We start from the raw sequence: 24,651 nt of genomic DNA on the forward strand, positions 1-24,651 counted from the left end.
TCAGCGCGTGGAACGCGAGTTGCGAAGTTTTCCTTCGTGTATCACACCACGTGATCGTGATCGAGGAGGATTTACCATGCGATTCATTTCCACACGAACTCATGCCATGGCCGACTATCTTGGGGCAGTCCTACTGATTGTCGGTCCGTTTGTCTCACTATCAACGAGCAGCTGGGGACTCTGGATTCCTGTTTTTGCGGGAACAATCATTTTATTGCAGAGCCTGTTTACGAAATACGAGCTGAGCTACGGGAGAATCATCCCGATGAACGCTCACCTGACGACTGACTTCGTGCTGGGGTTCCTGCTGCTGGTTAGCCCGTGGATGTTCTCCTTCTCGTATGAGATGTACCTGCCTCATGTCGTCCTTGGAATTGGATTGATGGCGGGGGCGTTGTTTACGAAGTTGAAGCCCGCTGACCAAACGTACTCGTCGCCAAAACCGACGATGTGATAACAATTCTTCGTCCAGGAGCGGACAACGAAATCCAAGACATCTGACGTCATCCAGATTCGTACCTCGAATGAATGCGTTCAATGAGGAAGATGAACTGTTTTGAAAGGATTGACGATGACTTACCAGACTTCACGCTTCTCGACAGCCGGAGTTCAACCGAACGAACGCGAAGAAGGCTCGCTCACGAAGATGATCGAGCGTCAAACGACCAAGATTCCTTCGGACGCGTTCCTTTGGGCAGCAGGTGCTTCGATTATCGGGGCGCTAGCTTTGAAAGCTGCCAGCGATCATAAAAACGCCCAGTTTGTCGGCCAATGGGCTCCGACATTTCTGATTCTTGGATTGTACAACAAACTGGTGAAGCTACAGGGATCTGAATAATTCTCAGACGACGAGACAGAATCGACGCCTCGTGGAAAGCAATTTCCGCGGGGCGTTTTTTTGTTGATGGGTCACTTGGGAGAAAGTGGCGTATCCCGAAAGAATCCACAACCGGACTGATACACTTTCCTCGCGAAAGTCAATTTCCTAAGGAGTAGCAGTAGTTTTTATGCACCTACAAAATCGCATCAACACTTGTCGACATATTTCTTGATATTGTCAAAACCTGATGTCAGACTGGGGTTCACAAAGGTGAATTTTGATGAATCCTTGAAAGATTTCCTGCTCGTTGCGGGATATCTCTACCAGGGATTTCGAATCCAGTTCAACTCTGCACTTCTGTCGAGAATGCGCAGGGGCAAGGCCTTGTCCATGGATCAGACCATTCATCCGGCGGTCGAGCCTGACTTGGATCGCGACTCGCAGGCAGAGACTTTGGCGGGACTGTCCGGCGATTCGTCGGAATCAGCGTTTCTGGGGATCTTCCTGAAGTACCAGGGGCAGTTGTATTCGTATATTTGTGCCCTGACGCCTGCCCTGGATACGGCGGACGAGGTGTTTCAGCGGGTGTCCCTGGCTCTCTGGAGAAAGAAAGATACCTACGACACGAGCAAGCCGTTTCTGTACTGGGCGATGGGCTTTGCCAAGACGGAAGTTCGAAAAATTCTGGGAGAACTTCAAAGGCAGCCAATGGTCCTGACCCCGGAAGCAATTGAGTGTATCGACCGACACTTTGAGACATCCGATGCAACAGCCATGCGTGTGGAAGCGCTCGATCACTGTTTGAAAAAGCTTCCTCCTCGTCAGCAGTCGCTGGTTCGTCTGTGTTACTCCGGCTCGCGAAAAATCCAGGATGTCGCGTTGTCTATGAATCAGTCGCCGAATTCCGTTTATCTGCAACTCAAGCGGATTCGCGAAGCACTTTATGAGTGCATCATGACTCGTGTCAAAGAAACGTCTTCACACTAATCAACTCTCAATATCCATCTCGTTCAGGAAGTCCGCCTTTGTCATCTTCTGGTCAACATCTTGACGAATCACTGAGACAACTCGTCGATGAAGTGATCCAGGGCCATGCCACGGTTGAGCAGTATCACGAACTCAGTTGCCGTATTGTCAGTGACCAGGAGGCGTGTCAGTTTTATGTGACCTCGGCTGCGATCCATGCCAGACTGGGGCGTATTTATTCTCTGGAGACAACGCGCGGCTTTGAAACCGAAACCACGTTCCCCAGTAAACGTGAGAGCGAAAAATCTCATCGCTGGACCAAGATGATGTCCGGCAGCATTCTGGCGATCATGCTTTCGGTGGGGCTTATCTCCCTTTTCTCGATTCTGCCAGGTCCAACAAATTCTGCTGGTATCAGGCGTATCGGGTTTTACGAGGTCGTCAGCAGTCACTGCCCATCCCCGGACAGTCAGGTGATTCCAGACAGGACGAAACAGATCGCGGTTTATGCCGGGGATCGGTTGAGCTTTGCTTGCCAGACAACTCGGTTCACCTGTGCGAACGGTGTCGTAATGACGCTGACAGGACCGGCTGAACTGCAGCTGGAAAGTCTTGAGTCGTGTCGATTGTTCGAGGGGAAAATTGTTGTCCATGTCCCCAAGGGCGCGGAAGGGTTTCGCGTGAAGACGGCTCGGTCGGAAGTGATCGACTATGGAACAGATTTTGGAATCAGCGTTAATGACCAGGGAGAATCCAAAGTCGCTGTCTTTAACGGGGAAGTGGGCGTCGGCTCGCTGAGCACCGGTGATCAGACGCAGTTGCTGACTGGCCAGGGAGTCACGGTGAATCGCGAGGGGCATCTGGATCGTCTGGTCATGATTGATTCCTCGACGTTCTCAGAGGAAAACAGCCAACGGGTTTCGCCGCTGATTGCCAATGTGGAAGACAATATCCGCCCGTCGGAAGTCCTGAATTACTATCGAATTGTCAGTGGCGCGATGCTGGAAGATCAGCAGATTTATGTCGATCGTGTTCACGAATTTAACGGGATCGATCAGCGCGGCGTGCCAGAATACTTGCGTGGTGGGGAACTCCTGATGACCTTCAATGATGATAAAGTCGCGGGCGATTTCACCATGAAAGTGACCCTGGCTCAACCTGCGGATCTCTATCTGCTTTATGATACCCGCCTGGAAACGCCGGTCTGGCTGGCGGAGAACTTTATGCAGCTCGATGAGCGTGTTGGAGTGGATGAGCAGACTCGCACGACCGGCCCGGAGCGTCTGGGCGTGGGTGCTGGTGTTTCGGTCGATAACGTCATGTCTGTCTGGAAGCGACGTATCCCTCAGGCCGGAAGCGTGACGCTTGGCCACAACGGGATGGCGTTTGAGAAGCGGAATCTCATGTACTCAGTGATTGCGGTCCCTATCGAGGGAGTTTCATCGAGTTCGGCCGGGGAAATACCTGAAGTGTCGTCATCTGCTGCGGATCCTGCGACTCAGAACTGATTGTTTTTTGCTGAAGCTTTCTTGCTAACGGCTTCAATACTCTAAAGCCTGCATGGTCTTTGACTCGTGGAAAGTTGTTTCCGAGATACGACTGCTAGGCCTTTCTGTCGTTGTCTGGCCAAATGTTGTCACAACGATTTTTGAAATCTGAGATCCTGCCCAATTTTCAAAAAATTCGCGACAGAAAAAGAGACATCAAAGAGATCTTATGCAACCAGAGTTTTGGTTACGTGTCACTCTGGCATCTCATTTCAACCAGGCTGTTCATTTCTTTGGTCAACCTTTCATCATTCACCACATCCCGTCGATTTCGAGGTCTGAAAAGGAGCATCCCATGCCGCGTGTCCGTGGATTTACTTTGATCGAGCTTTTAGTTGTTATTGCCATTATTGCCACGCTTGTTGCCATCCTTCTTCCTGCCGTCCAACAGGCCAGAGAAGCTGCTCGTCGGAGTACGTGCAAAAACAATCTGAAGCAGTTTGGTATCGCGCTTCATAATTATCATGACACTTACAACGTCCTGCCTCCCCGTCAAAGCGGTTGGGGAACTGGGACGAATGGCTCGGGAGTCGGAGCGGCCCAGCGAGGGTCTTCTGGACTTTGGAGTGCGCACATTTTCCTGATGCCATTTATGGAACAAGGCGCCGCTTACGATGCCATCATGTCTCTGCGGACAGATCGCATGAAGCCATTCGATCCATTCTTCGTATCGGGATCACACACCAACAGCGCCGGCGCGACGACTCAAATGTCGTCCCCTGGCAGCCCACTTTATAATTGCCCTTCGGACGGGACACAGGCCGATCCTGTTCGTCCCGAACGAACAACGCTTGGGTCGCTGAACAGCTACTACTATTCGGCTGGTGACAGCTATGCTGCTGGCTGGACTTATTTGACGACGGCAGCGGCGGCAGGCGGACCTTACAATCTGACGGCACAGCCGACTCGCGGCATGTTCGGTGCCCTGCTTTGTTATCGATTCGCCAGCATACAGGATGGCTTGAGTAATACGATCGCTATGGGTGAACGGGAACGGGCCAATGCACCGCTGCGAGCCAAGGGGCTTGTCTATCCGTTGACCCCCTTCAATAATCCGGCGCAATGTGCTGCTTCGTACAATCGTGCTGCACGTGAATTTGTCGGAGATTGTTATGCTGCCGCCGCTGGAACTGGGGACAGTCAGCCAGGTTTTCGAGGGCTTGCCGGGAATGCATTCTTCGCAGCCGTTTCCACGACACTTCCTCCGAACTCAGCGAGCTGTCTTGATTCCACGACGGTCTACAGTGGGAATCACCACTATGGCAATGTTGTCAACAGCATCTCCAGCTCTCACAAGGGAGGAGCGCAAGTCCTGATGGGTGACGGGGCAGTTCGATTTGTCAGCGAGAATATCGACGCGGGAAATCAGGCAGCGAATCTTCCTGCACCCGATTCTTCGTCAGAATCTCCTTATGGCGTCTGGGGACGTCTAGGGACGCGAAGTGGCGGTGAAGTGATTGGCGAATTTTAAAGCGTCTCCAAACCTTGTCTGAGCTTTCAAGGGGCGAGTATCAACTGCTCTCCCCCTGATTGTGAATTGGCCAGACTGATGGACGGACCAGATCCATTCCTGCTGATGCCCCTCCCACGAACTCATCCTACAGGAGATTAACGTGAATCCTCTCTCCCGCGGGCTCCTCTTGCTTTTCCTGGTGATCCTGGCTGGCTGCTCGAGCTCCGATAAATCGAAAGCAGGCCGTCCCAAAACCGTTCCTGCCTCCGGGGTTGTCACACTTGACGGTGAACCACTGGGGGGTGCGCAAATCGTCCTTGTGCCGAATGGCGGGCAGCATAGCGCATCGGCCATGTCAAACGAAGATGGGACATTCGAGTTGATGACGTTCAACCCCGATCCGGGGGTCGTCCCAGGTTCGTATAAAGTCATGATCACGAAATCAATGACACCGGCTCCTTTTGAAGGGCCAGACGGACTTGTTTCGCTCCCCGGAAAACTCCTCACGCCGAAGAAGTATGCTGATCCGAATAAGTCGGGCCTGTTGGCGCAGATCCCTGATGATGAAAAGGGCCAGCAAGCCTTGTTGTTTGAGCTGAAGTCGAAGTGATTCTGGACCCCGGAAGCGATCATCCTTTTTGATTACACCAGCGAGAGCAGTCTTCATAGGAGACTGCTCTCGTTTTTTATTGCAGGTATGCACCGCAGGATTCGCGGACGATCAGTCGGGCGGGGAGAGAGTAGCTGCGTGGAGGAAGGTCGCGATCTTCGAGGAGGTCGAGCATCGCGCGAAAGGCGACGGCGGCAATTTCGCGGCAGGGCTGGTGCATGGTCGTCAGAGGAACGGATAGGAGTGAGGCGTACTTGACGTCATCGAAGCCGACGATGGCGAGGTCCTGAGGTACGCGGATTTCTGCTTTGTGAGCCGACTTGATGAGTTCCGCGGCGATTTGATCGTTGGCACAGAGGACTGCTTCGACGGGGGAACGTCCTCGCAGCTTTTGCAGCAGCTTGGGATCGCTGGCGTCGTGTTCGAGGACAAAGTCAGAGATGGAGCAGAACGACTTGTTGGTGATAGCAGTGAAGGCACCCGCGATGCGCAGGGTCACTGTGGGGGCGGCGTTTGGATTGGTCAGGAACTTGATGCGTTTGTAGCCAAGCTTGAGCAGGTGGGCAGCGAGCTGGTATCCGCCAGCAAAGTTGTCAACGCCGACGAGGTCGTACTCACTGCGTGTTGGAAACGGATGAAGATCTCGATCCAGGAGGACGACGCAGATGCCGGCCTGTCGCAGGCGATCAGCGAGTCTGACGTTGAGTTCATCGCGGTTATCGAGGCGTTCGAAGGGCGCAAAGAAGACGCCGTTGACCTTTCGCTGGATGTATTGTTCGCAAAGTGCTTCGGCTGCATCTTTGCCGGCGATGCGGGAGGAAGCGTCGTCATCGCCGTTTCCCCAAAGCAGGCCGAAGTCGTGGACGCGGGCCAAGCGTGCGAGGTCGCCACAGATCAGCTCGAAGATTTCGGTCCCGCCGAGTTCGGGGACGAGGAGGCCGAGTTGTCGCTGGTTCTTGAGGGTGCTGCGCCCTTTGCGCAGATAACTGCCGGAGCCTGCGCGCCGCTCGATCAGCCCTTGATCTTGAAGTTCACGCAACGCGCGGGCGACGGTTGGACGTGAGACGCGGAATCTCTCCACCAGTTGCGCTTCGCTGGGGAGACGCCCGGAGGCTTTGTATTTGCCGGCCGAGAGTTCGTCGAGAAGAGCTTGCGAGATCTGATGATGTTTGGATGTGTTGCTCATTGGATCTGTCAGTGTCTGGATGATGACTTGTCATGACAGGAAATTTTACAGGCTGCGGACTTCCTGTCTATACCGACCTCTGTCACACGGGTAGACTTCGACAAGACGCTCGTCCTGGTCGGAAGATCGATTTTCCTCGGTGTTTACCGACACATGGCTGACTTGAAAGGGTATTGAAATGACAAGAATAAACACCTATCGAAATCTGACAGGTTCTCGCACCCGTCAGTATCTGCTCGCCAGTGATTTCGATCAAACGCTGAGCTTTAATGACTCTGGATTCGTGCTCAGCGAGTTGCTGGGATGTCAGGGCTTTGAAGAGAAAGTCGCAGGGCTGGCGAAGTCGCATCTCGTGCAACAGGGTGGCGAACTGACGTACCTGCTGCTGCATGATCCGGAGTATCGCTGTGTTCGACGAGAGCATCTGCGCGAGGTTGGCAAACGCATCCGCCTGAAAGCCAATATCACTGCCTTGATCGATGTCCTCGAAGCGGGACTCGATGGTCACTCGTTTACGTTCTGCGTCATCTCGGCTGCTCCCCAGGAAGTCATTGAATCGGCGCTCGAGGGAATCGTTTCGCCGGATCGAATTTTTGGAACGCGGTTCAATTATCATCCCGAGACAGGTGAGATCATGTCGGTCGCCAAGCTGTCGGCAGGGTATGGAAAGGTGGCCGTTCTCGATGAGATTCAGACGTCGATGGGCCTCACGCCGGATCGAATCGTTTATGTCGGCGATGGAAGTTCTGATGTCCATGTGATGCTGCATGTGAACCGACGTGATGGCTTCACGATTGCGGTGTCGGAGAATGAGCACATTGCTCCGATTGCGCAGCGAACCGTCCTGGGTGACGATGCCCTGATCGTGCTGATTCCGATTCTCGAAGAAGTTCTCGGCTGGCGTGAACGCAGTCGCATCCGACACTTCTTCGATGATCACGGACTCGACTTGCAGGGGTGGGATACCACTCGTGTCGATCTCCTGACGATTCGGGCTGTTGCCCCGGTTCTGGAACCTGCCAGCATCTAGTCTGTTTTCTCAAACCCCGCCATCGAGCCCGTCTCATGAACTCCCGCGTTGTTGCCTATACTCGTTCTCGCTCATTCCGACTGGTTGCCGGCAGTCTGCGCGGCGCCATGTGGGCGGTTCGGTCACTGTTCTTCCTGAATGGGTTCATGTTTGCCAGCTGGGCGACGCGGATTCCGGCGTTTCGAGATACCTATCATCTCGATAACGCCCAACTGGGGATCGCGTTGATTGGCGTCGCGTTCGGGGCACTGATCTCGATGCCGATGGCGGGCTGGCTCTGCGAGAAATTCGGCAGCAATCGCATCTGTACGATCAGCGCGATCCTTTATTTGCTGAGCCTGGTGTCGATTGCCTTCGCCCCGAATCTGATTGCCCTCGGTGTTCTGCTGATTTCCTTTGGTGTGGGGCATGGACTGCTGGATGTCGCGATGAACCTGCAGGTGGTCGAGATCGAAGACCGACTCAAGAAGACCGTGATGTCGACTTTTCATGCCCTGTGGAGCGTGGGGGGACTCGCGGGGGCGATTACTGGAGTCCTGCTGACTGCGGCTGACTTCACGATGCAACGACATTTCGTCGTCACATCACTGGCGATGGGACTTCTCGTGTGGGTGATCCGACCGTTTCTGCTACCACAACGAAAGCATTCCACTGGAGACGCCCAGACGGCATCTCATGGTCTATCGTTTCGCTTCACCAAGAAGACGATGGCGCTGGGAGTCGTCGCGTTTTGTGTCATGCTCTGTGAAGGGGCGATGGCGGACTGGAGTGCGGTCTTTCTCCACGATGTGCTCGGTGCCAATGAAATTCTCTCTGCGGTCGCGTATGCCATCTTTGCTCTCACGATGGCGAGCGGACGGTTTGCGGGGGATGCTCTCGTCGAACGCTGGGGATCGGCGAAACAGGTTTACTTCAGTGCGATATTGGCGGTGGCCGGGCTGCTGTGCGTGACGATCTCGAATCACCCTGCCGTGGCGCTGATTGGTTTTGGCCTGGTCGGTGCGGGACTGGCGACGATTGTTCCCATCGTCTTCAGCGTTTCCGGAAAGCTGAACGGGATCTCTGCGGGGGTTGCCCTGGGTTCGGTGTCGACGGTCGGCTACCTCGGCTTCCTGCTTGGGCCGCCGGCGATTGGATTTATCTCGCAGTGGCTGCATCTGAGGGTGGCGTTTGGATTGCTGATCATCCTCACCGTCGTCGTTGTCTTCTTAGCCCAGATCGTCAAGCCTGACAACACGAGCACCGAGCAATCATGACGGTGAGGGAGCGATCTCGATTTCTTTGACACGTTCGACATCGCGAATTGGCGGCAGGCCGAAGTGTCGTTTGTATTCGCGACTGAACTGCGAAGCGTCTTCATAACCGACGCGAAAACCAGCCTCGGCAGCATCTAGATTCTCCTTGAGCATCAGGCGACGTGCTTCCTGAAGACGCAGTTGTTTCTGAAATTGCAGAGGACTCATCGTTGTTGCCGTTTTGAAATGCGAGTGAAAGCCGGAAACGCTCATTTCAAGCTCGGTGGCGATCTGCTCGATCTTCAACGGCTTGTTGAAATCTTTGCGAAGGCGTTCGATGGCGCGTGTGATGCGATGAGCGCTCCCGCCGAGTCTGGCCAGGTGGCACATCCTCACGCCCTGCGGTCCAGACAGTAGACGAAATGCGATTTCACGGATCACCAACGGCGAGAGGAGGTCAAACTCCAGATCGTTATCGAGAAGGCGAACCAAGCGAAGCGTCGCATCGAGCAGGTTCCCATCGAGCGCACTGACATCCAGCGCCCGTACCGAGTCTCGGAAATGTGTTTGTCCTGATTCAATCAGAATCGACGTAAAGACAGCTGGATCCAGAACCAGACGGAAACTCAAATACGGCTCTTCAATGGAAGCCGCCATCACCTCACCCATCAAGGGAAGCCGGACCGTCGTGATCAGATAATGAGCAGGATCATAACGATACGATTCGTCGCCAAGGGAAATGATTTTACGCCCTTGTGAGATCACACAAAACGATGGATCACAGGTTGCATAGACCGGCTCGTTCGGAACAGTGATCCGATTGAGAAAGATCCCTGGACGGACTTCTTTGGAGCCAAGCTGAGTTGTTAATTCGCCGATTCGTTCCGCGAGCTCGAGTCGATCAGCTTCAAAACGGTCGAATTGCCTTTGCGGTGAATTCGTCTTCATTTGTTTACGTTTCGAATGTTCTGCCATGGAGAAAAGTCCAATGCCTTAGAGGATCATCCAAGAACATTCGAGGATCGTCATACCGACGGCTTGTCATTGTGGTCTAAAATCGTAGCGTTGTCGAATCCTAGTGATTTGGCAAGTTCCTTTTCTGCTGTCGTCGAAATCAAGTGGATTCAAAGTCGAGCTGCTCGCGACATTTCGAATCATGGATTCATAACCAAGGCCTTCCGTTCATGAAACAGTATGCACTCACTTTGTTTCTGCTTCTTCAAGGCATGCTTGCCCAGTCTGTGGTCGATGCCAAAGACTGGCCTCAGTGGCAAGGGCCGAACCGTGATGCTATCTCCACGGAAACAGGTCTGCTTCAGGAATGGCCTGAAGGTGGTCCTGCGCTGGCTTGGAAGGTAACGGGCCTCGGTGGTGGGTACAGTGCTGCTTCGGTTAACAAAGGTGTTCTGTATGGCATGAGCAATCAAGGAGCCGACGAAGTAGTCTGGGCGCGCTCAACAGATGACGGCAGCGTGCTCTGGACCAGTCGCCTCGGACCTGCCTTGACGGAAGGTTTTCCTCAGGGTGTCGAGGGAACAGGTTGTACGCCGACTGTTGATGGCGACAAATTGTATGTCATTGGCGCAGGTGGAGATTTGGCATGCCTGCAAATCAAAGATGGCAAGATCCTCTGGCAGCAGAATTTTGTTAAGGACTATGAAGGCCAAGTACCTGCGTGGCGTTACAACGAATCCCCTTTGATTGACGGCGAGAAGTTAATCTGCACGCCAGGTGCAACGGATGCCACGATGATTGCTGTGAATAAGAATACGGGTGCGCTCATCTGGAAAAGTGTCGTCCCTGAGGCTGCACCAGCGGAGAACAATGGCGGTCCAGGAGGTGGACGAGGTCCTGGCGGTGGGCGTTTTCGGATGCCATCATCAGGAGCAGGCTATTCATCGGTCATCACTGCAGAAATTGAGGGAGTTCCTCAATACGTTCAATTCACCGCCCTCGCACTCGTCGGAGTCGCGACCGATACCGGAGCTCTGCTATGGCGCTATGACAAACCTGCCAACAAGATGCGAATCAACTGCTCGACGCCGATCGTCAAAGATGGCCTTGTCTTTGCGGCTTCTGCTTATGGAACCGGTGGCGGTGCGGCCAAAATCTCCAAAACGGCTGATGGTGGGCTGCAGGCAGACGAAGTCTACTTCTCCCGCAACATGCAGAATCACCACGGCGGTATGATCGTTCATGATGGCTGCCTCTATGGCGCTGCCGGAGGGAACGAAGGGGGCTTCCTGGTCTGTCTTGATTTCCAGACGGGAGACATCCTCTGGAGAGAACGTCAGGCTCCCAAAGGTGCCTTGGCATTTGCCGATGGACGACTCTATTTACGTGCCGAAAGTGGCACGCTGCTGCTCATTGAACCGAATCGCAATGAGTACGTGGAAAAAGGACGCTTCGAACAACCTGATCGAACTGACAAACCTGCCTGGGTTCATCCAGTGATCGCAAACGGTATGCTCTACATCCGCGATCAGGACACTCTGTACTGCTACAACGTGAAAGCCAAGTCGTAGTTGACGATGAAGTGGATGGGCCTGCGCAATGTCGCTGAGCCCCAGTCACTTCATCGATTTTTCTCCGGAGCTATTATTGCTTATTTACCTATTCGCCTTCCGGCGATGTATCAGAGAGAATGATTGAAGACGATCTTTCATCTCCATAACGGTAAGCAAGCTCATGGACACCACCACCGCTGACATCATCATCAAACGTTGTGGCTCTCAGCCGTCTCGCAAAGGTCCCGAGGAATACTTCACGGGGCAGGTTCGTATCGACCCGTTATTCGAAACGCCTGCCCCTGCAACTGGTGTTGGCGCTCATGTCACTTTCGAGCCCGGTGCGCGCACGGCCTGGCATACGCACCCGCTCGGCCAGACGCTGATGATCACCTCTGGCTGTGGCTGGGTGCAAAAGTGGGGCGAACCTGCACAGGAAGTTCGTCCCGGCGATGTTGTCTGGTTCCCGCCTGGAATCAAGCACTGGCATGGCGCGACTCGTCAATCCGCCATGACTCATCTTGCGATCTCTGAGCGACTCAACGGTCAAACCGTCGACTGGCTTGAGCACGTTTCAGACGAGCAGTATGGCCTTGATTGAGGCGGTTCATCATTGATCCCACAAAAATGAGTTTCACCTATGGTCCGCCAAAAGATAAACAGGAGAAGATCAAGCTTCCCCACCAACACATCAGCCAGTCACAATGCGACCGATGTGTTCATTGAAAGCATTGCCAACCTTCGAATTGCATGATATCGTCTGACCGCTATGACAAAAATTTACGGCCTGAATACTGCTGCTCAACCGACCTGAATCAGGTCTTGCTCTTCTATTGTCGTCGTGATGCTGGAGACGACTTGCTTGTCGCTGCCTGTTGATTCGCAGCTACTCTGACGCTCCGTCACGATCTTTCTACTGTCTTTCTATTCGTTTCTTGAAGAAAACCAACTTGCTATGTCTATTGCTGCGCCCTCGTCTGGCGGTTCGATTAAAGATGATTTCCTGTCTGGTCTGACGGTTGCGCTGGCGCTGGTGCCGGAGGCGGTCGCGTTTGCGTTTGTTGCGGGGGTGTCGCCGATCATCGGGCTTTACTCTGCGTTTTTCATTGGGCTGATCTCTGCTGTATTCGGGGGACGCCCGGGGATGATCTCAGGCGCGACCGGGGCGATGGCGGTTGTCGTGACGTCGCTTGTGGCGATTCATGGCATCGAGTACCTGTTCCCGGCGGTCATTCTTTGTGGACTGCTCCAGATTCTGATTGGAATTGCTCGGCTGGGGATGTTCATTCGGATTGTTCCTCACCCGGTGGTTCTGGGGTTCGTCAATGGGCTGGCGATTGTGATTTTCATGGCTCAGTTTGGCAGCTTTAAGACTGTCAACTCGCTGGGACAGCTGGCCTACATCCAAGGGCCGGCTTTGTGGATCATGTTGACGCTGATCGGGCTGACGATGGCGATCATCTGGTTGCTGCCGCGGTTCACGAAGGCGATTCCGTCGTCGCTGTGTGCGATCCTCGTTGTCTCGGCGATCTCGATTGGACTCAACGGCGTTCTTGACAGCAATCTGGCTGCGGAGAATCAAGACAACGTCATCCTGACGGTCGGCGATATGCTGGTCACGAATGCGAAAGCCCAGGCCGTCACCGACGCGGGAACAGAGATGACCGCTGCAGCTGCCATGGATACGATCGATCCATCGAAAGTCAGCCTGAGTGCCGGCCTGCCCCGAATGTTCTTCACGCAGTATGTCCTGCCGCCGATGACCTGGCAGACGTTGATGATCATTCTTCCTTACTCACTGATCCTGGCGGGGGTCGGCTTGATTGAATCGTTGATGACGCTGACACTCATCGACGAGATCACCGAGACGCGCGGGCAAGGGAATCGGGAATGCCTCGGACAGGGGCTCGCCAACTGCCTGTGCGGACTGTTCGGCGGGATGGGAGGCTGTGCGATGATTGGTCAGTCGCTGATCAACATCAAGTCCGGTGGACGAGGACGACTTTCGGGAATTGTCGCGGCTGTCTTTCTGCTGCTGTTTGTGCTGTTTTTGGCGCCGTGGATTGAGATGATCCCGATGTCGGCTCTGGTCGGCGTCATGTTCATGGTGGTGATCGGGACTTTTGAATGGTCGTCGTTACGAACACTCGGCAAGATCCCGACCAGTGATTTCTTCGTCATGGTGCTGGTGGCTGGCTACACAGCCGTCATGCATGACCTTGCTACGGCAGTCATTCTGGGAGTGATTGCCTCTGCACTCGTCTTCGCCTGGCAGCACGCTAAGCACATGACCGTCGATATCAGCAGCACGCCTGCTGGCAGCAAGGTCTACCAGCTTCACGGCCCACTCTTTTTTGCGTCGGCGACGTCCTTTAAAGACCTCTTCGACCCGCGAAACGATCCTCAGGATGTCATCATCGATTTCTATTACACGCGTGTTTACGATCAGTCGGGACTGGAAGCGATCAACACCCTCGCGGAGAAATACGAGCAATGCGGCAAGCGGCTTCACCTTCGACATCTGAGCCCGGAGTGTCGCCAGCTGCTGGACCGCGCCCGCGATCTGGTCGAAGTGAATCTGTCGGAAGACCCGCACTATCACGTCGCGAGCGACAAGTTGCTGCTGGGAGAACCGCAGCCGATTGTTGCTACGACCTGATGGACTGGGCTTGTCAGCCAAGGCACGAGAAAGGCTCGCCCCGTGATGGCGAGCCTTTTTTTGTACTTGCGATTCACGCGGGCGTCGCTTGGAGCGAAACGGCGGCAGCTTATTCACGAAAACGAAAAAAGCCCTGCAGAGACAATGTCTTCTGCAGGGCTTTTCTAAGTGGCGGGAGCCGGACTCGAACCGACGACCTCAAGGTTATGAGCCTTGCGAGCTGCCAACTGCTCCATCCCGCGTCATGTATTGGCGTCCTGACGCAAGTCGCGTGCAGGAAAGATCTTCTGCCTGTCAACAAAAATGACGGGCGTCAAGGCGTCCGTCACGGTGGGATTATATCACCAAATCGTCCGGAGGGAACTCCCTGCTTCGCTTTTTCTGGATGATTCGTCAGAATCGCCGACGACTCGTGTGATATCGGCCGTTCCGTTTCGCCTACCCTTGCGACCACGTCCTGCGCAACCCCTTACGTCAAAGGCAAAGTTTATGCGACCGTCGATTCTTCCCCTCTGTGCGGCCGTCTTCGCCGCTGTCACGAGTTCTGCCGCGTTTGCCGAGGATTTTTCGCCGCAGTTTCAGCAGATGCTGTCGACGAAAACACTTTCCAAAACAGCTGAGGAAATCACGATACTTCAAAAAGCCACCCCGTCGACGCAGTTGCAAACCGCTCTGGGCATCGCGCAATTCTTCCAGGCGATTGAGCACCTCGGGCAGCAGCATTACCGGTACGGCGTCTTTTACAAAGACTTACGCGGTCTTCCCTTGATGCGGATGCCGGTGCCGATCAACGAGAACCCTGAGCCGATCAACTATGAGCAGGCTGCACAGATTCTCGCTGGAGTGCGTGATCGTCTGGAAACGGCCGAGAAGACGTTATCACAGGTCAATGATCCGGGGATGAAGCTTTCGTTCCCGGTCTTTCTGGTCATGATCGATTACAACAACAACGGCAAGGAAGACCAGGACGAAACGCTCGGCGAGCTTCTGCTCAACTTGAACCCGACGTTTATGCGACAGCCTGGGCAGGAGCCGATGCCTCTGGAGAACCTCGCCGAGCAGTTCGTCATTGGGTTTGATCAGACGGACGTCTACTGGCTGCGTGGCTACTGTCACCTGCTGATGTCGTTTTGTGACTGGGCTCTGGCTCACGAAATGAAGGAACTGTATCACGTCATCGCCCCACGGGTTTATGCCAAGCCGCTCGACGCTGCGGAACCGTTTCCCAAGAAAGAGGGGGATTGGACGGGCGACATCGCCGATGCGATCGCGGGGATTCACCTGGCTCGTTTCCCGGTTGTGCAGAAGGAGCGGTATCAGTCGATTCGGGCACATCTCAAACAGGTCATCGCCTTGAGTCGAAAGACATGGGAAGCCGCTGCCGCTGAGACGGACAATGATCGCGAGTGGTTGCCAAGCCCGAAGCAGACGGGCATTCTTCAGGTTCCGGTCACCGACGACATGGTCGCAACCTGGAAGACGTTTCTGACGGAGTCCGAAGAGATCCTCGATGGCAAGAAATTGGTTGCTCACTGGCGTTATCCGAACCAAGCCCGTGGCGTGAATCTCAAGAAATACTTCGACAACCCGCCTGCTCGATTCGATCTCATTCTGATGGTTCATGGTGTCGATCTGCTGCCTTATATCGAGAAAGGTGAGATGACGTCGCCGGAAACCTGGGACAACTTCAACAACATGTTTCAGGGCAATTTCTTCGGGTATGCCGTCTGGTTTAACTGATGCGGTTGGCTGACGTGTCCGCAGTCTGGTCTATTCACGACTGCGGGCATGTTCGCGAAATGAACGAGGCGACATGCCTGTTTCACGTTTGAACGCTGCTGAGAAGTAATCGAGTTGCGGGTAGCCGCTGCGCTCGGCGACTTCATTGATCCCGAGATTGGTTTCTATCAGCAGGCGTTTTGCTTCGGCGATTCGAACACGGGTGATTTCTTCGTGGGGCGTTCTGCCGAGCAGCTTGACGAACCGGTGCTCCAGACTGCGCCGAGATAATCCGACAAACGACAGCACGTCCGTGACATTGATCCCTTCGACAGATGACTCGCGGATGAACTTCAGGGCTTTCGCGACGAACGGATCATCCACCGCTCGCTCACCCGATGATTGTCGCAGGCAGATCTCCGATGGTGGAACCCGCACGCTGGAGGGCGAGGTCTCCTGCCCCGACATCATGCGTGTCAGCATCTCGGCAGCGATGTAGCCGACGGTTCTGGTATTGAGCGCGATGCTCGACAGCGGCGGGTCTGAAAAGTCACAGAGAAGCTCGTCGTTATCGACTCCCAGGACAGAGATCTCCTCCGGGACGGCGATCGATAGTTCACGACACAAATCGAGAATCTTCTGCGCCTTAATATCGTGACAGGCAAAAATCGCACACGGGCGTCGAAGAGATTGCAGCCAGGCAACGAGTCGCTCACGTTCCAGATTCCAGGAGAAGTTCGGCTGAGCAACTGGTAAGGCATAATAGACATCGCAGCTGAGGCCCATCTGCTGAAGTTCGCTGACAAAACTCTGCTCACGCTCCATTGACCAGCGAAAAGCAGGGTCACCGCAAAAACCAAACTGCCGATAACCGAGTTCGTTTAAATACTCCACGGCCATCTTCGAAACAGCGTGGTTATCAGCCGTAACAGAGGGAATCCCGGGCATGAGTTCGAGCAGGCTGAGATTGACGAGTGGAATACCGAGTTCAGAAATCGCCTGAGTCATTTCGACCGACTCCAGCCGCGAAATGATTCCATCGCCCGACCACCCCTTCAGCCAGCCAGGTGTTACCTCGCGCTCGTGCTCCGGCAGGTAAATCGACCAATAGGGATTGATGGCCAGGAAATCTCGGATGCCTCTTAAAAGCTGCCTGGAATACTCGTCGGACCGTTCTACGAGCAATGCGACGGATTTACGTTTTTTCATCTTACTGCGGCCTTCTGTGTCGAATACTGCACACATGACCCGAGGTCGAATGACGCTAAACTGTTCGGAATATGCGCATATTTCTCGATTTTTGGCCCTCTATGTAAAATAACACAACAAACGATTCGCATCAACGCATTGAAATGGGTCGCTCAAAAGCCGATGATAGTATTGCGAGGCCATGAACACATATCACCATCATTTCTTTTTGGTCACTTCGCTCGCAATGCGATTTCCTCGCTTTCATTTCTCATTTCATCTCTGGAGGCGCCATGACACCAAGTGTTCTTAAACGTAGCCAAGGCTTTACCCTGATCGAGTTGCTGGTAGTCATCGCAATTATTGCGACACTTGTCGCAATTCTGCTTCCCGCTGTGCAACAAGCCCGCGAAGCCGCCAGGCGCTCGACCTGCAAAAACAACCTGAAACAAATCGGACTGGCGATTCACAACTACCATGACACGTTTGTCGTCATGGTGCCCGGCAGTATCAAGCATGCCGCCTACGGGGATGGGTGGAATCCCCACGGTTGGGGGGCCATGATCCTGCCATTTCTTGAACAGTCAGCCGTCTATGATGCCCTGGCTCGCGAAACGAATAATTTCGCCACCGAGCCCAAGTTCAATGCCGGAGACAACCCGGTCGGGAAAAGCGTCATCCCCGTCTATATCTGCCCTTCCGACATCATGGCGAACAACAACACCTACCTGGAAGGCCGTACAAACGCTAAATCCAATTACGTCGGTAGCGGCGGCTCCGTCTTCGTGAATGACAACGATTACAACCCGCAATCATTCAATGGACCGTTCGCCGTCAACGCCTCTCGCAGGTTTGCCGACATCACGGACGGCCTGTCCAACACGATCATCGTCGGTGAGCGCGATGGAGGGTACGATAGCGGACGAACGCTGCGTTTTGCAGCCTGGTGGCTGGGCACGGATCACGTCGGCTGGCACGACCGCATGTACGCGTTCACCAGCAAGCAATACCCGATCAACAACAGGATCGGAACGCTGTCACAACAGGCTCGCTCCTTTGGCAGCTTCCACATGGGTGGCGCTCAGTTTGTCATGGGCGACGGTCACGTGATCTTCATCAGCGAAAACATTGATGGCAATACGTACGAAGCGCTCGGCACGATCAATCGTGGCGAAGTCGTGGGGCAGTTCTAATCCAGTTGATTGACTCCAAGTCGAGACAGGAATGTCTTCCTGTCTCGACGCTGTTTAAGGACTTTTCCCATGCCAACGACGATCCGCACGCTCTGTGTGATGACGCTCTGCCTTCTATCGGCAGCCTGCAGTTCAAAATCCGATCTTCCGCCGCTGATTGAGGTCACCGGACAAGTCATACAAGATGGACAGCCTCTCGCTGATGCGGTCGTCGAGTTTTACCCCACCAGCGGAAAACGCTCGGTTGCTTTCACCGACGAGGAAGGCAAATTCGAACTGCTCTATGATAAAGACGTCAAGGGAGCGATCGCCGGGAACCATACGGTAAACTTCATGGTCCCTCCGAAGACCGTCAAAAAGATCGACCCCAAATTCAACGACTATGAGAAGAAACAGGCCGAACAGCGGTACGGCGAACCGACTCCGATCAAATACGAAGAACACGTCGTCGTCGACAAGGACCATACGACGTTTACTTTTGATTTGACGAAGCAGAAGTGAATCCTCGACTTAAATAGAGCAAAGCCCATCTGACGTCATTACGACGCTCGATGGGCTTTGTCTTTTGAGCCAAGTCTTCGTTGCTTTTAAAACTCCGCGTTCTTCGGTGTGCGGTGGAACGGGATGCAGTCGCGGATGTTGGTCATGCCGGTCAGGAGTTGGATGAGGCGTTCGAAACCGAGTCCGAAACCGGCGTGGGGGACGGTGCCGTATTTGCGGAGTTCGAGGTACCACCAGTACTCGGCTTCGGGCAGGTTCCACTCGGCCATGCGCTGCTTGAGGGTCTCGAGGTTCTCTTCCCGTTGCGAGCCGCCGATGATTTCGCCGATGCGGGGGACGAGGATGTCCATCGCGCGGACGGTTTTGCCGTCGTCGTTGCACTTCATGTAGAACGGCTTGAGCGTTCGCGGGTAGTTGTACAGGATGACGGGCTTTTTGAAGTGCTCTTCGGTCAGCCAGCGTTCGTGTTCTGATTGGAGGTCGATCCCCCAGCTGACGGGGTATTCGAATGTCTTGCCGGATTTGGTCAACAGGTCAACGGCTTCCGTATAGGAAACTCGCTCGAAGCGGTTTTCTCGGATCGAGGTCAGTGTCTCGATGACGGTCTTGTCGACCCACTGGTTGAAGAAGTCGAGATCTTCCGCACACTTCGTCATGACTTCCGTAACGACAGTCTTGATGAACGACTCCGCGATGTCCATGTTGCCTTCGAGGTCTGTGAATGGCATTTCGGGTTCGACCATCCAGAACTCCGCGAGGTGTCGCGAGGTATTGGAATTCTCGGCACGGAACGTCGGCCCGAAGGTGTAACAGTCACCCAGCGAGGTCGCGAAGATTTCCCCTTCGAGCTGGCCGCTGACGGTGAGTGAAGCTTTCTTGCCGAAGAAGTCCTGGGCGTAATCGACTTCGAATTCTCCCTTGGCGTTTTTCAGCTGAGCGAGCTTGGCCAGGTCCAGAGTCGTCACCTGGAACATGTGCCCTGCCCCTTCACAGTCACTCGTCGTGATGATCGGGGTGTTGACATACATGAAGCCGCGAGCCTGGAAAAAGGAGTGAATCGCGAACGCGGCTGCGTTGCGGACACGGGCAATCGCGCCGAAGGTATTCGTTCGAGGACGCAGGTGAGCGATCTCACGCAGGAACTCGAAGCTGTGACGCTTCTTCTGGAGTGGATAGGTCTCGGGATCCGCGGTCCCATAGACGGTGATCGACTTGGCGACGAGTTCGATCCGCTGACCTTTGCCAGGTGACTCTTTGAGCTCGCCTTCAGCTGCGATACTGGCGCCGACTGGCAGGTGTTTGACGACGTCTTCATACCCGGGCACGGTCTTATCGACAAAGATCTGCAGGTTCTTCATCGACGAGCCATCGTTGAGCTCGATGAAGGAAAAGCCTTCCTTCGAATCGCGACGGGTGCGGACCCACCCTTTCGCTGTGGCTGCTTCGCCCGGTTGACCTTTTTCAATGAGGTAGGCCAAGCGACGCTTTTTGTAGTCTTCTGCTCCCAGCATGACGTTCTGCTCCGTAAATCAAAGATGATTTTTTGCCACAGAGAGCACAGAGTTGATAGTAGGGTGCTGGTGAGGCTTTGTGAACCGCACCAAATGTGCTCACGAGATCGTATGGCTCATGAATACGCAATTGGTGCGGTTCGAAGACTCACCAGCACCCTACTTCATATCTCAACGCTCTCTGTGTCCTCCGTGGTGAATATTCAGGTTCGACTGTGTTGTATCACAGGTGATGAAAATCTGCAGTAGAAGTGTGAAATTCGCGGAATTATACTTTGGTCGTCACATTTTGGAGGTTGTATGACGATTCAAGAAATTTTGGCCGCCGCAGAAGAACTGACCCACGCTGAGCAGGTTCAGCTTTTAGGGGTGATGATCGAGCGGTATTCGCCGCCGCATCCAGGTACCGAATTCCTGGCAGAGCTTCATCGCCGATGTGATGAGATGGATGTCAATCCTGAAGCTTCAATCGATGGTCCAACCGTACTTGCCAAAGCACGTGCATTGATTGGACGCAATGACTAACTACAGGTTCCATAGCGATGCCGATACAGACTACTGCAATGCGGTCGTCTGTTACGAGGACAACGTACAGGACTTGCTAGTCGGTTTGTAAACGCCGTTGAAGCATCGATTGAGCGAATCTGTCGAGATCCAGAATCATTCCCCATTTATTTTGAAGAGCCACTTCGGCACTGCCCTGTCTCTGGATTCCCGTACATTTTGATTTTCAAACTTGAATACAATCTCGTGAAGATTGCTTCAGTACACCATACCAGTCGGGACAATAGCTACATCACGTCACGGATGTGAAGCCATCTAATTGAATCTGACTTTCGGAGTGCTATGACGATTCAAGAAATTCTTGCTGCTGCAGAAGAACTCTCCCCCGCTGAGCAGGCCGAGCTTTTCGGAGTAATTATCGAAAGATATTCGCCAGTATCGGTACCAGTTATTGCCGAGTTGGAACGTCGTCGACGAGAAATGAGGGAGAATTCGGCGATGTGTATTGATGGACCGACAGCGATGGCCGAAGTTCGTACATCGATCCGCCGCCGTGCTTAGGCACCACTGCAAATTCATCACACATCACTAAGGAATAACAATGCCTGATCCCAAATTACTCAAAGTCGGCGATCAGATTCGGATATTGAAAGTCCCAGAGTGCGACTTGCTTCAGCGAAAACAAGAGGTTGCGGATGCCGTTGAGATGGCAGGATGGACAGCGGATAGCATCGAACAAATCATTGCACAGTGTCCGATCGTAAAAGTCTCCCATGTCGATGAATATGACTGCGTTTGGTATAAAGCAAAAGTCGTCGCGAAGGATGGAGATATCGAGCATCATTCGCTGATTATCTACGACGATGATACTTGGGAACCTGTGTAGAAAAACGATTTGAGGTATCTCTCCACTTTGAGCAGTCTCTCGCAAAATTCCTGTCTTTTACTTTACCCGCTTCGCTTCCAGCAACCGCCACATGTACCAGGCTCCGATCGAGCGGAATGGTCGCCAGTGTTCCGTCAGTTCGAGCATCTGAGCTTTCTTCGGCAGTTCGGGTAGCACAAACAGATGCGCGACGCCTGCTTTGACGCCGTAATCATCGACCGGCATGACGTCCATGCGTCCGAGCGTGAACATCAGCAGCATCTCGACCGTCCAGCGGCCGACGCCTCGTAGTTCGATGAGGCGTTCGATCAGTTCTTCGTCGTCCAGTTTTTCGGCTTCAGCTCGTGTCGGGATCTGGCCATCGATCGCGGCCTGGGCGATGCCATGAATGGAGACGACTTTCGCCTGCGAGAATCCGAAGGATCGCATTTGTTCGACGCTGAAGCCGGTGATCGATTTGGGCGATGGGAAATCATCTTTTGGACAAGCGGCGATGAGTCGATTCAAAATACTTTGGGCCGCTTTGCCGTGCAGTTGCTGAAAGGCGATCGCGCGAACGAGTGCTTCATATGGGCTACGCTGCCAGGCGACTTCCATGCGGCATTTGCCGAACTCCGTCTGCCATGTTTGGAACTTCGTGCAGACGGTGTTCAAGTGACGTTCCCCTCGACGCAATGTTCGCTGAAACGCCTTCTCTGGATTTGTGGTTGCGGACTTCCGAGGCATAATTGACGGCTCGCTATGATGACTGTTGTTGACTTTGCTCTCTTCGTAACCGCATGATCAGATCGCTCGCCACACCACGAACTGCAACTTTGAGAAACAGGGCCAACATGACTGAACTTAACGGGACGATGATGCAGTTTTTCCATTGGTATAACAAGGCCGATGGATCACTGTGGAACGAGTTAAAGGAACAGGCCCAGAGTCTTGCGGAGGCGGGAGTGACTGCTGTCTGGCTGCCACCCGCTTACAAGGCGGCGATGGGAGCCGAAGACGTCGGGTATGCCGTTTACGATATGTACGACCTGGGAGAATTCGACCAACGGGGCACCGTTCGTACCAAATACGGCACCAAGGACGAACTCCTGGCAGCCGTTGAAGTTGCTCGCAGTGCAGGTCTGCAGTTGTATTGGGACGTCGTCCTCAATCACCGCATGGGAGGCGATGAGGAGGAAGAGTTCCTCGCCACGCCGTACAGTCCTGACAACAGACACGAACAGATCGGCGAGCAACGGACCATCAAAGCTCATACCCATTTCACGTTCCCCGGCCGAGGGGACAAATACTCCGCGCTGAAATGGCACTGGTGGCACTTTACTGCCATCGATACCAATGCCCATGATCCTGATTACCATGCGGTTTATCTGTTTGAAGACAAGCAGTTTTACGAGCAGGTCGATCTCGAAAAAGGCTCCTTCGATTACCTCATGGGTTGCGATATTGATGTGCTTCATCCCGAAGTTCAAGAGGACATCAAAGCCTGGGGAGCCTGGTTTCACGATACTGTCGGCATCGACGGTGTCCGGTTTGATGCCGTCAAACATGTCGAAGCAGGATTTTTTCCACAGTGGTTACGACACGTTCGCCAGCATTCCAAGCAGAAGGTTTTTGCGGTGGGAGAATATTGGTCTCACCACGTCGACGCCCTTCACCACTTTATTGAAGTGACGGAAGGCGGCGTCGCTCTCTTCGACGCGCCTCTCCAGGGCAACTTCTCCCGAGCCAGTAAGGGCGGCTCCGATTTTGACATGACCACGATCTTCGACGGGTCACTCGTCAAGAACGAACCTGCTCTGGCGGTCACGATCGTCGCCAACCATGATACCCAGCCACTGCAGGCCCTCGAAGCCGTCGTCGAGCCCTGGTTCAAGCCGCTCGCCTACGCCCTCATCCTGCTGCGACAAGACGGCTATCCGTGCCTCTTCTATGCTGACTATTACGGAGCCGAGTACACCGACACAGGTCGCGACGGCAATGAGCATCACATCGTTATGCCATCTCATAAGTTCGTGATCGATACATTTCTGGGTGCCCGCAAAAACAATGCATTCGGCGATCAGATCGATTACTTCGACCACCCCAACACCATCGGCTGGACACGTCTGGGGACCGGAGAACACCCCGGCAGCATGGCCGTCGTGATGACCAACGGCGAAGCGGGCAACAAGCGCATGCAGACCTCGCTGCCGAATCACAATTTCAAAGAAGTCACCGGCCAGTTCGATCACGAGATCACCACCGATGACGAAGGCTGGGCGGAGTTTCCGTGCCATGAGAAAGCGGTTGCGCTGTGGCTGCCGGCTTGAATCACAATGATGGACCGAGTTATATTGATCCGAATCTTTACGGAGCAATGTAGCGTTGATGTTTAGCCGAGAAGCTCAGGATAACGATCTTCTCTACCGGATGGGGACAAGTCCGGAATCGATCCGACGCCTGACACTTAAATGCGAACAGGCTGAGGTTGCTGGCTTTGGCTTCGGAGTTTCAGTCAGTTTGAATCTGCCGACAGGAATCGAATGTTCTTCAGCGATAAAGCAGAAATTGAATAATGCTGGCTTCGATCTCAACTATACTCCGACCATGAGAGATCCCGGACACCATACCGTCATTTTCCCGCAACCATTGACGGGTGAGGTGGTTCACTTGTTTAATAAAGTCCTGAGACGGATCCTGGATTAAGTTGTATGAATAACCTCGAAAAACAACTCCGCAGTTTCTCACCGGAAACCTGGAAGACAGACCAGGTCATTATTCTGGACTGGATGGACGGCCCTCGTTATGGGGTGTGCCGGTTGGAAAATCCGTCCTGCGAATTTGTCTTTGACTGTGTTTATGAGTCGATCGACGATGACGGCATCGAGTCACGATTCTTTGGACTTCGTGAACTTCCAACTGGTTCTGTTCAGCAACTGATCGTAGCGCTGACTCGTCTCGGGACTCCATCGGGAACTATTTGGGTTCCACGATGGAGTTTCGCAACCGAGCAAGAAAAGGCTGCTGCAGAATCAACGGTCGATCAAATCCTGTCACTTTCGAGCCGTTCGACGCTGGCCGTCCAGACGGATGACTTCCGCTCATTTCTTCGATGTATGACGATCCCTCTGCACCCTGAGCGTCTCTCTGCGTGAGG

General features: G+C 53.8%; 25 protein-coding genes and 1 tRNA gene. 20 read left to right on the forward strand and 6 right to left on the reverse strand.

Annotated features, from left to right (window positions below; genetic code table 11):
* The first annotated feature begins 76 nt into the window (after positions 1-76).
* The 6 genes from SH248x_RS13810 (at position 77) to SH248x_RS13835 (ending at position 5,396) form a co-directional block, all read left to right on the forward strand.
* Positions 77-454: an SPW repeat domain-containing protein gene (locus SH248x_RS13810; protein WP_459554865.1), complete on the forward strand. Its 378-nt coding sequence runs from the start codon at positions 77-79 to the stop codon at positions 452-454.
* A 117-nt stretch (positions 455-571) separates the two neighbouring features.
* Positions 572-838: a hypothetical protein gene (locus SH248x_RS13815; RefSeq protein ID WP_459554866.1), complete on the forward strand. Its 267-nt coding sequence runs from the start codon at positions 572-574 to the stop codon at positions 836-838.
* A gap of 372 nt (positions 839-1,210) precedes the next feature.
* Entirely contained in the window at positions 1,211-1,807 is a 597-nt protein-coding gene (locus SH248x_RS13820; protein WP_459554867.1) for a sigma-70 family RNA polymerase sigma factor, read from the forward strand.
* 38 nt (positions 1,808-1,845) lie between these two features.
* Entirely contained in the window at positions 1,846-3,294 is a 1,449-nt protein-coding gene (locus SH248x_RS13825) for a FecR family protein (RefSeq protein ID WP_459554868.1), read from the forward strand.
* A gap of 334 nt (positions 3,295-3,628) precedes the next feature.
* The gene (locus tag SH248x_RS13830) at positions 3,629-4,804 is read left to right on the forward strand and encodes a DUF1559 family PulG-like putative transporter (protein WP_459554869.1); all 1,176 of its coding nucleotides are present in this window, start codon (positions 3,629-3,631) and stop codon (positions 4,802-4,804) included.
* Positions 4,805-4,946: 142 nt separating this feature from the next.
* Positions 4,947-5,396, forward strand: a complete 450-nt coding sequence (locus SH248x_RS13835) for a carboxypeptidase-like regulatory domain-containing protein (RefSeq protein WP_459554870.1) — start codon at positions 4,947-4,949, stop codon at positions 5,394-5,396.
* Positions 5,397-5,472: 76 nt separating this feature from the next.
* Here SH248x_RS13835 and SH248x_RS13840 read toward each other — a convergent pair whose 3' ends face one another.
* Positions 5,473-6,582, reverse strand: a complete 1,110-nt coding sequence (locus SH248x_RS13840) for a GntR family transcriptional regulator (protein ID WP_459554871.1) — start codon at positions 6,580-6,582, stop codon at positions 5,473-5,475.
* 178 nt (positions 6,583-6,760) lie between these two features.
* On the opposite strand from SH248x_RS13840, the gene SH248x_RS13845 reads away from it, so the two are divergent.
* Both SH248x_RS13845 and SH248x_RS13850 read left to right on the forward strand, forming a co-directional pair.
* The gene (locus tag SH248x_RS13845; protein ID WP_459554872.1) at positions 6,761-7,612 is read left to right on the forward strand and encodes an HAD family hydrolase; all 852 of its coding nucleotides are present in this window, start codon (positions 6,761-6,763) and stop codon (positions 7,610-7,612) included.
* A gap of 35 nt (positions 7,613-7,647) precedes the next feature.
* Complete coding sequence (locus SH248x_RS13850; RefSeq protein ID WP_459554873.1) at positions 7,648-8,868, forward strand: MFS transporter; 1,221 nt, start codon at positions 7,648-7,650, stop codon at positions 8,866-8,868.
* On the opposite strand, the gene SH248x_RS13855 is transcribed toward SH248x_RS13850, so the two are convergent.
* Positions 8,863-9,822, reverse strand: a complete 960-nt coding sequence (locus SH248x_RS13855; RefSeq protein ID WP_459554874.1) for an AraC family transcriptional regulator — start codon at positions 9,820-9,822, stop codon at positions 8,863-8,865. The genes SH248x_RS13850 and SH248x_RS13855 overlap by 6 nt on opposite strands.
* A gap of 209 nt (positions 9,823-10,031) precedes the next feature.
* On the opposite strand from SH248x_RS13855, the gene SH248x_RS13860 reads away from it, so the two are divergent.
* From SH248x_RS13860 to SH248x_RS13870, 3 genes are all read left to right on the forward strand, one after another.
* Positions 10,032-11,372 (forward strand): PQQ-binding-like beta-propeller repeat protein, encoded by a 1,341-nt coding sequence (locus tag SH248x_RS13860; RefSeq protein ID WP_459554875.1) that lies wholly within the window; start codon positions 10,032-10,034, stop codon positions 11,370-11,372.
* Between the two features lie 163 nt (positions 11,373-11,535).
* Positions 11,536-11,955 carry a cupin domain-containing protein gene (locus SH248x_RS13865; RefSeq protein ID WP_459554876.1) on the forward strand — a complete coding sequence of 140 codons (420 nt, stop codon included), beginning with the start codon at positions 11,536-11,538 and terminating at the stop codon, positions 11,953-11,955.
* 354 nt (positions 11,956-12,309) lie between these two features.
* Entirely contained in the window at positions 12,310-14,013 is a 1,704-nt protein-coding gene (locus tag SH248x_RS13870; protein ID WP_459554877.1) for a SulP family inorganic anion transporter, read from the forward strand.
* A gap of 169 nt (positions 14,014-14,182) precedes the next feature.
* Here SH248x_RS13870 and SH248x_RS13875 read toward each other — a convergent pair.
* Positions 14,183-14,255 (reverse strand) — tRNA-Met (locus SH248x_RS13875).
* 247 nt (positions 14,256-14,502) lie between these two features.
* Here SH248x_RS13875 and SH248x_RS13880 point away from each other — a divergent pair.
* Positions 14,503-15,753, forward strand: a complete 1,251-nt coding sequence (locus SH248x_RS13880) for a hypothetical protein (protein ID WP_459554878.1) — start codon at positions 14,503-14,505, stop codon at positions 15,751-15,753.
* Between the two features lie 30 nt (positions 15,754-15,783).
* On the opposite strand, the gene SH248x_RS13885 is transcribed toward SH248x_RS13880, so the two are convergent.
* On the reverse strand, positions 15,784-16,941 hold the full coding sequence (locus tag SH248x_RS13885) for a XylR family transcriptional regulator (RefSeq protein ID WP_459554879.1): 1,158 nt from the start codon (positions 16,939-16,941) through the stop codon (positions 15,784-15,786).
* 272 nt (positions 16,942-17,213) lie between these two features.
* Here SH248x_RS13885 and SH248x_RS13890 point away from each other — a divergent pair, with 272 nt between their 5' ends.
* The gene (locus SH248x_RS13890) at positions 17,214-18,113 is read left to right on the forward strand and encodes a DUF1559 family PulG-like putative transporter (RefSeq protein ID WP_459554880.1); all 900 of its coding nucleotides are present in this window, start codon (positions 17,214-17,216) and stop codon (positions 18,111-18,113) included.
* Between the two features lie 69 nt (positions 18,114-18,182).
* A complete protein-coding gene (locus SH248x_RS13895) occupies positions 18,183-18,614 on the forward strand; it encodes a hypothetical protein (RefSeq protein ID WP_459554881.1) in 432 nt (143 codons plus the stop codon).
* An 86-nt stretch (positions 18,615-18,700) separates the two neighbouring features.
* On the opposite strand, the gene asnS is transcribed toward SH248x_RS13895, so the two are convergent.
* Positions 18,701-20,125, reverse strand: a complete 1,425-nt coding sequence (asnS, locus tag SH248x_RS13900) for an asparagine--tRNA ligase (RefSeq protein WP_459554882.1) — start codon at positions 20,123-20,125, stop codon at positions 18,701-18,703.
* A 300-nt stretch (positions 20,126-20,425) separates the two neighbouring features.
* Between asnS and SH248x_RS13905 the strand changes: the two genes are divergently transcribed.
* The 3 genes from SH248x_RS13905 (at position 20,426) to SH248x_RS13915 (ending at position 21,515) form a co-directional block, all read left to right on the forward strand.
* Entirely contained in the window at positions 20,426-20,650 is a 225-nt protein-coding gene (locus SH248x_RS13905) for a hypothetical protein (protein WP_459554883.1), read from the forward strand.
* Positions 20,651-20,971: 321 nt separating this feature from the next.
* On the forward strand, positions 20,972-21,190 hold the full coding sequence (locus SH248x_RS13910) for a hypothetical protein (protein ID WP_459554884.1): 219 nt from the start codon (positions 20,972-20,974) through the stop codon (positions 21,188-21,190).
* Positions 21,191-21,230: 40 nt separating this feature from the next.
* On the forward strand, positions 21,231-21,515 hold the full coding sequence (locus SH248x_RS13915) for a hypothetical protein (RefSeq protein WP_459554885.1): 285 nt from the start codon (positions 21,231-21,233) through the stop codon (positions 21,513-21,515).
* A 57-nt stretch (positions 21,516-21,572) separates the two neighbouring features.
* On the opposite strand, the gene SH248x_RS13920 is transcribed toward SH248x_RS13915, so the two are convergent.
* Complete coding sequence (locus tag SH248x_RS13920; RefSeq protein WP_459554886.1) at positions 21,573-22,241, reverse strand: DNA-3-methyladenine glycosylase family protein; 669 nt, start codon at positions 22,239-22,241, stop codon at positions 21,573-21,575.
* 107 nt (positions 22,242-22,348) lie between these two features.
* On the opposite strand from SH248x_RS13920, the gene SH248x_RS13925 reads away from it, so the two are divergent.
* The 3 genes from SH248x_RS13925 to SH248x_RS13935 are packed head-to-tail and all read left to right on the forward strand — an operon-like array spanning position 22,349 to position 24,649.
* The gene (locus SH248x_RS13925; protein ID WP_459554887.1) at positions 22,349-23,824 is read left to right on the forward strand and encodes an alpha-amylase; all 1,476 of its coding nucleotides are present in this window, start codon (positions 22,349-22,351) and stop codon (positions 23,822-23,824) included.
* A gap of 58 nt (positions 23,825-23,882) precedes the next feature.
* The gene (locus SH248x_RS13930; protein ID WP_459554888.1) at positions 23,883-24,200 is read left to right on the forward strand and encodes a hypothetical protein; all 318 of its coding nucleotides are present in this window, start codon (positions 23,883-23,885) and stop codon (positions 24,198-24,200) included.
* A 5-nt stretch (positions 24,201-24,205) separates the two neighbouring features.
* The gene (locus SH248x_RS13935) at positions 24,206-24,649 is read left to right on the forward strand and encodes a hypothetical protein (RefSeq protein WP_459554889.1); all 444 of its coding nucleotides are present in this window, start codon (positions 24,206-24,208) and stop codon (positions 24,647-24,649) included.
* Positions 24,650-24,651: the final 2 nt, after the last annotated feature.

Source organism: Lacunimicrobium album, from assembly GCF_052161635.1.
Lineage (GTDB): Bacteria > Planctomycetota > Planctomycetia > Planctomycetales > Planctomycetaceae > SXPC01.

Bases quoted from the DNA above. Each gene is read 5' to 3' on its own strand.
- SH248x_RS13810 (WP_459554865.1), top strand. From the start codon at position 77: ATGCGATTCATTTCCACACGAACTCATGCCATGGCCGACTATCTTGGG.
- SH248x_RS13815 (WP_459554866.1), top strand. From the start codon at position 572: ATGACTTACCAGACTTCACGCTTCTCGACAGCCGGAGTTCAACCGAAC.
- SH248x_RS13820 (WP_459554867.1), top strand. From the start codon at position 1,211: ATGGATCAGACCATTCATCCGGCGGTCGAGCCTGACTTGGATCGCGAC.
- SH248x_RS13830 (WP_459554869.1), top strand. From the start codon at position 3,629: ATGCCGCGTGTCCGTGGATTTACTTTGATCGAGCTTTTAGTTGTTATT.
- SH248x_RS13840 (WP_459554871.1), bottom strand. From the start codon at position 6,582: ATGAGCAACACATCCAAACATCATCAGATCTCGCAAGCTCTTCTCGAC.
- SH248x_RS13845 (WP_459554872.1), top strand. From the start codon at position 6,761: ATGACAAGAATAAACACCTATCGAAATCTGACAGGTTCTCGCACCCGT.
- SH248x_RS13850 (WP_459554873.1), top strand. From the start codon at position 7,648: ATGAACTCCCGCGTTGTTGCCTATACTCGTTCTCGCTCATTCCGACTG.
- SH248x_RS13855 (WP_459554874.1), bottom strand. From the start codon at position 9,822: ATGGCAGAACATTCGAAACGTAAACAAATGAAGACGAATTCACCGCAA.
- SH248x_RS13860 (WP_459554875.1), top strand. From the start codon at position 10,032: ATGAAACAGTATGCACTCACTTTGTTTCTGCTTCTTCAAGGCATGCTT.
- SH248x_RS13865 (WP_459554876.1), top strand. From the start codon at position 11,536: ATGGACACCACCACCGCTGACATCATCATCAAACGTTGTGGCTCTCAG.
- SH248x_RS13870 (WP_459554877.1), top strand. From the start codon at position 12,310: ATGTCTATTGCTGCGCCCTCGTCTGGCGGTTCGATTAAAGATGATTTC.
- SH248x_RS13880 (WP_459554878.1), top strand. From the start codon at position 14,503: ATGCGACCGTCGATTCTTCCCCTCTGTGCGGCCGTCTTCGCCGCTGTC.
- SH248x_RS13885 (WP_459554879.1), bottom strand. From the start codon at position 16,941: ATGAAAAAACGTAAATCCGTCGCATTGCTCGTAGAACGGTCCGACGAG.
- SH248x_RS13890 (WP_459554880.1), top strand. From the start codon at position 17,214: ATGACACCAAGTGTTCTTAAACGTAGCCAAGGCTTTACCCTGATCGAG.
- SH248x_RS13895 (WP_459554881.1), top strand. From the start codon at position 18,183: ATGCCAACGACGATCCGCACGCTCTGTGTGATGACGCTCTGCCTTCTA.
- asnS (WP_459554882.1), bottom strand. From the start codon at position 20,125: ATGCTGGGAGCAGAAGACTACAAAAAGCGTCGCTTGGCCTACCTCATT.
- SH248x_RS13905 (WP_459554883.1), top strand. From the start codon at position 20,426: ATGACGATTCAAGAAATTTTGGCCGCCGCAGAAGAACTGACCCACGCT.
- SH248x_RS13910 (WP_459554884.1), top strand. From the start codon at position 20,972: ATGACGATTCAAGAAATTCTTGCTGCTGCAGAAGAACTCTCCCCCGCT.
- SH248x_RS13915 (WP_459554885.1), top strand. From the start codon at position 21,231: ATGCCTGATCCCAAATTACTCAAAGTCGGCGATCAGATTCGGATATTG.
- SH248x_RS13920 (WP_459554886.1), bottom strand. From the start codon at position 22,241: ATGCCTCGGAAGTCCGCAACCACAAATCCAGAGAAGGCGTTTCAGCGA.
- SH248x_RS13925 (WP_459554887.1), top strand. From the start codon at position 22,349: ATGACTGAACTTAACGGGACGATGATGCAGTTTTTCCATTGGTATAAC.
- SH248x_RS13930 (WP_459554888.1), top strand. From the start codon at position 23,883: ATGTTTAGCCGAGAAGCTCAGGATAACGATCTTCTCTACCGGATGGGG.
- SH248x_RS13935 (WP_459554889.1), top strand. From the start codon at position 24,206: ATGAATAACCTCGAAAAACAACTCCGCAGTTTCTCACCGGAAACCTGG.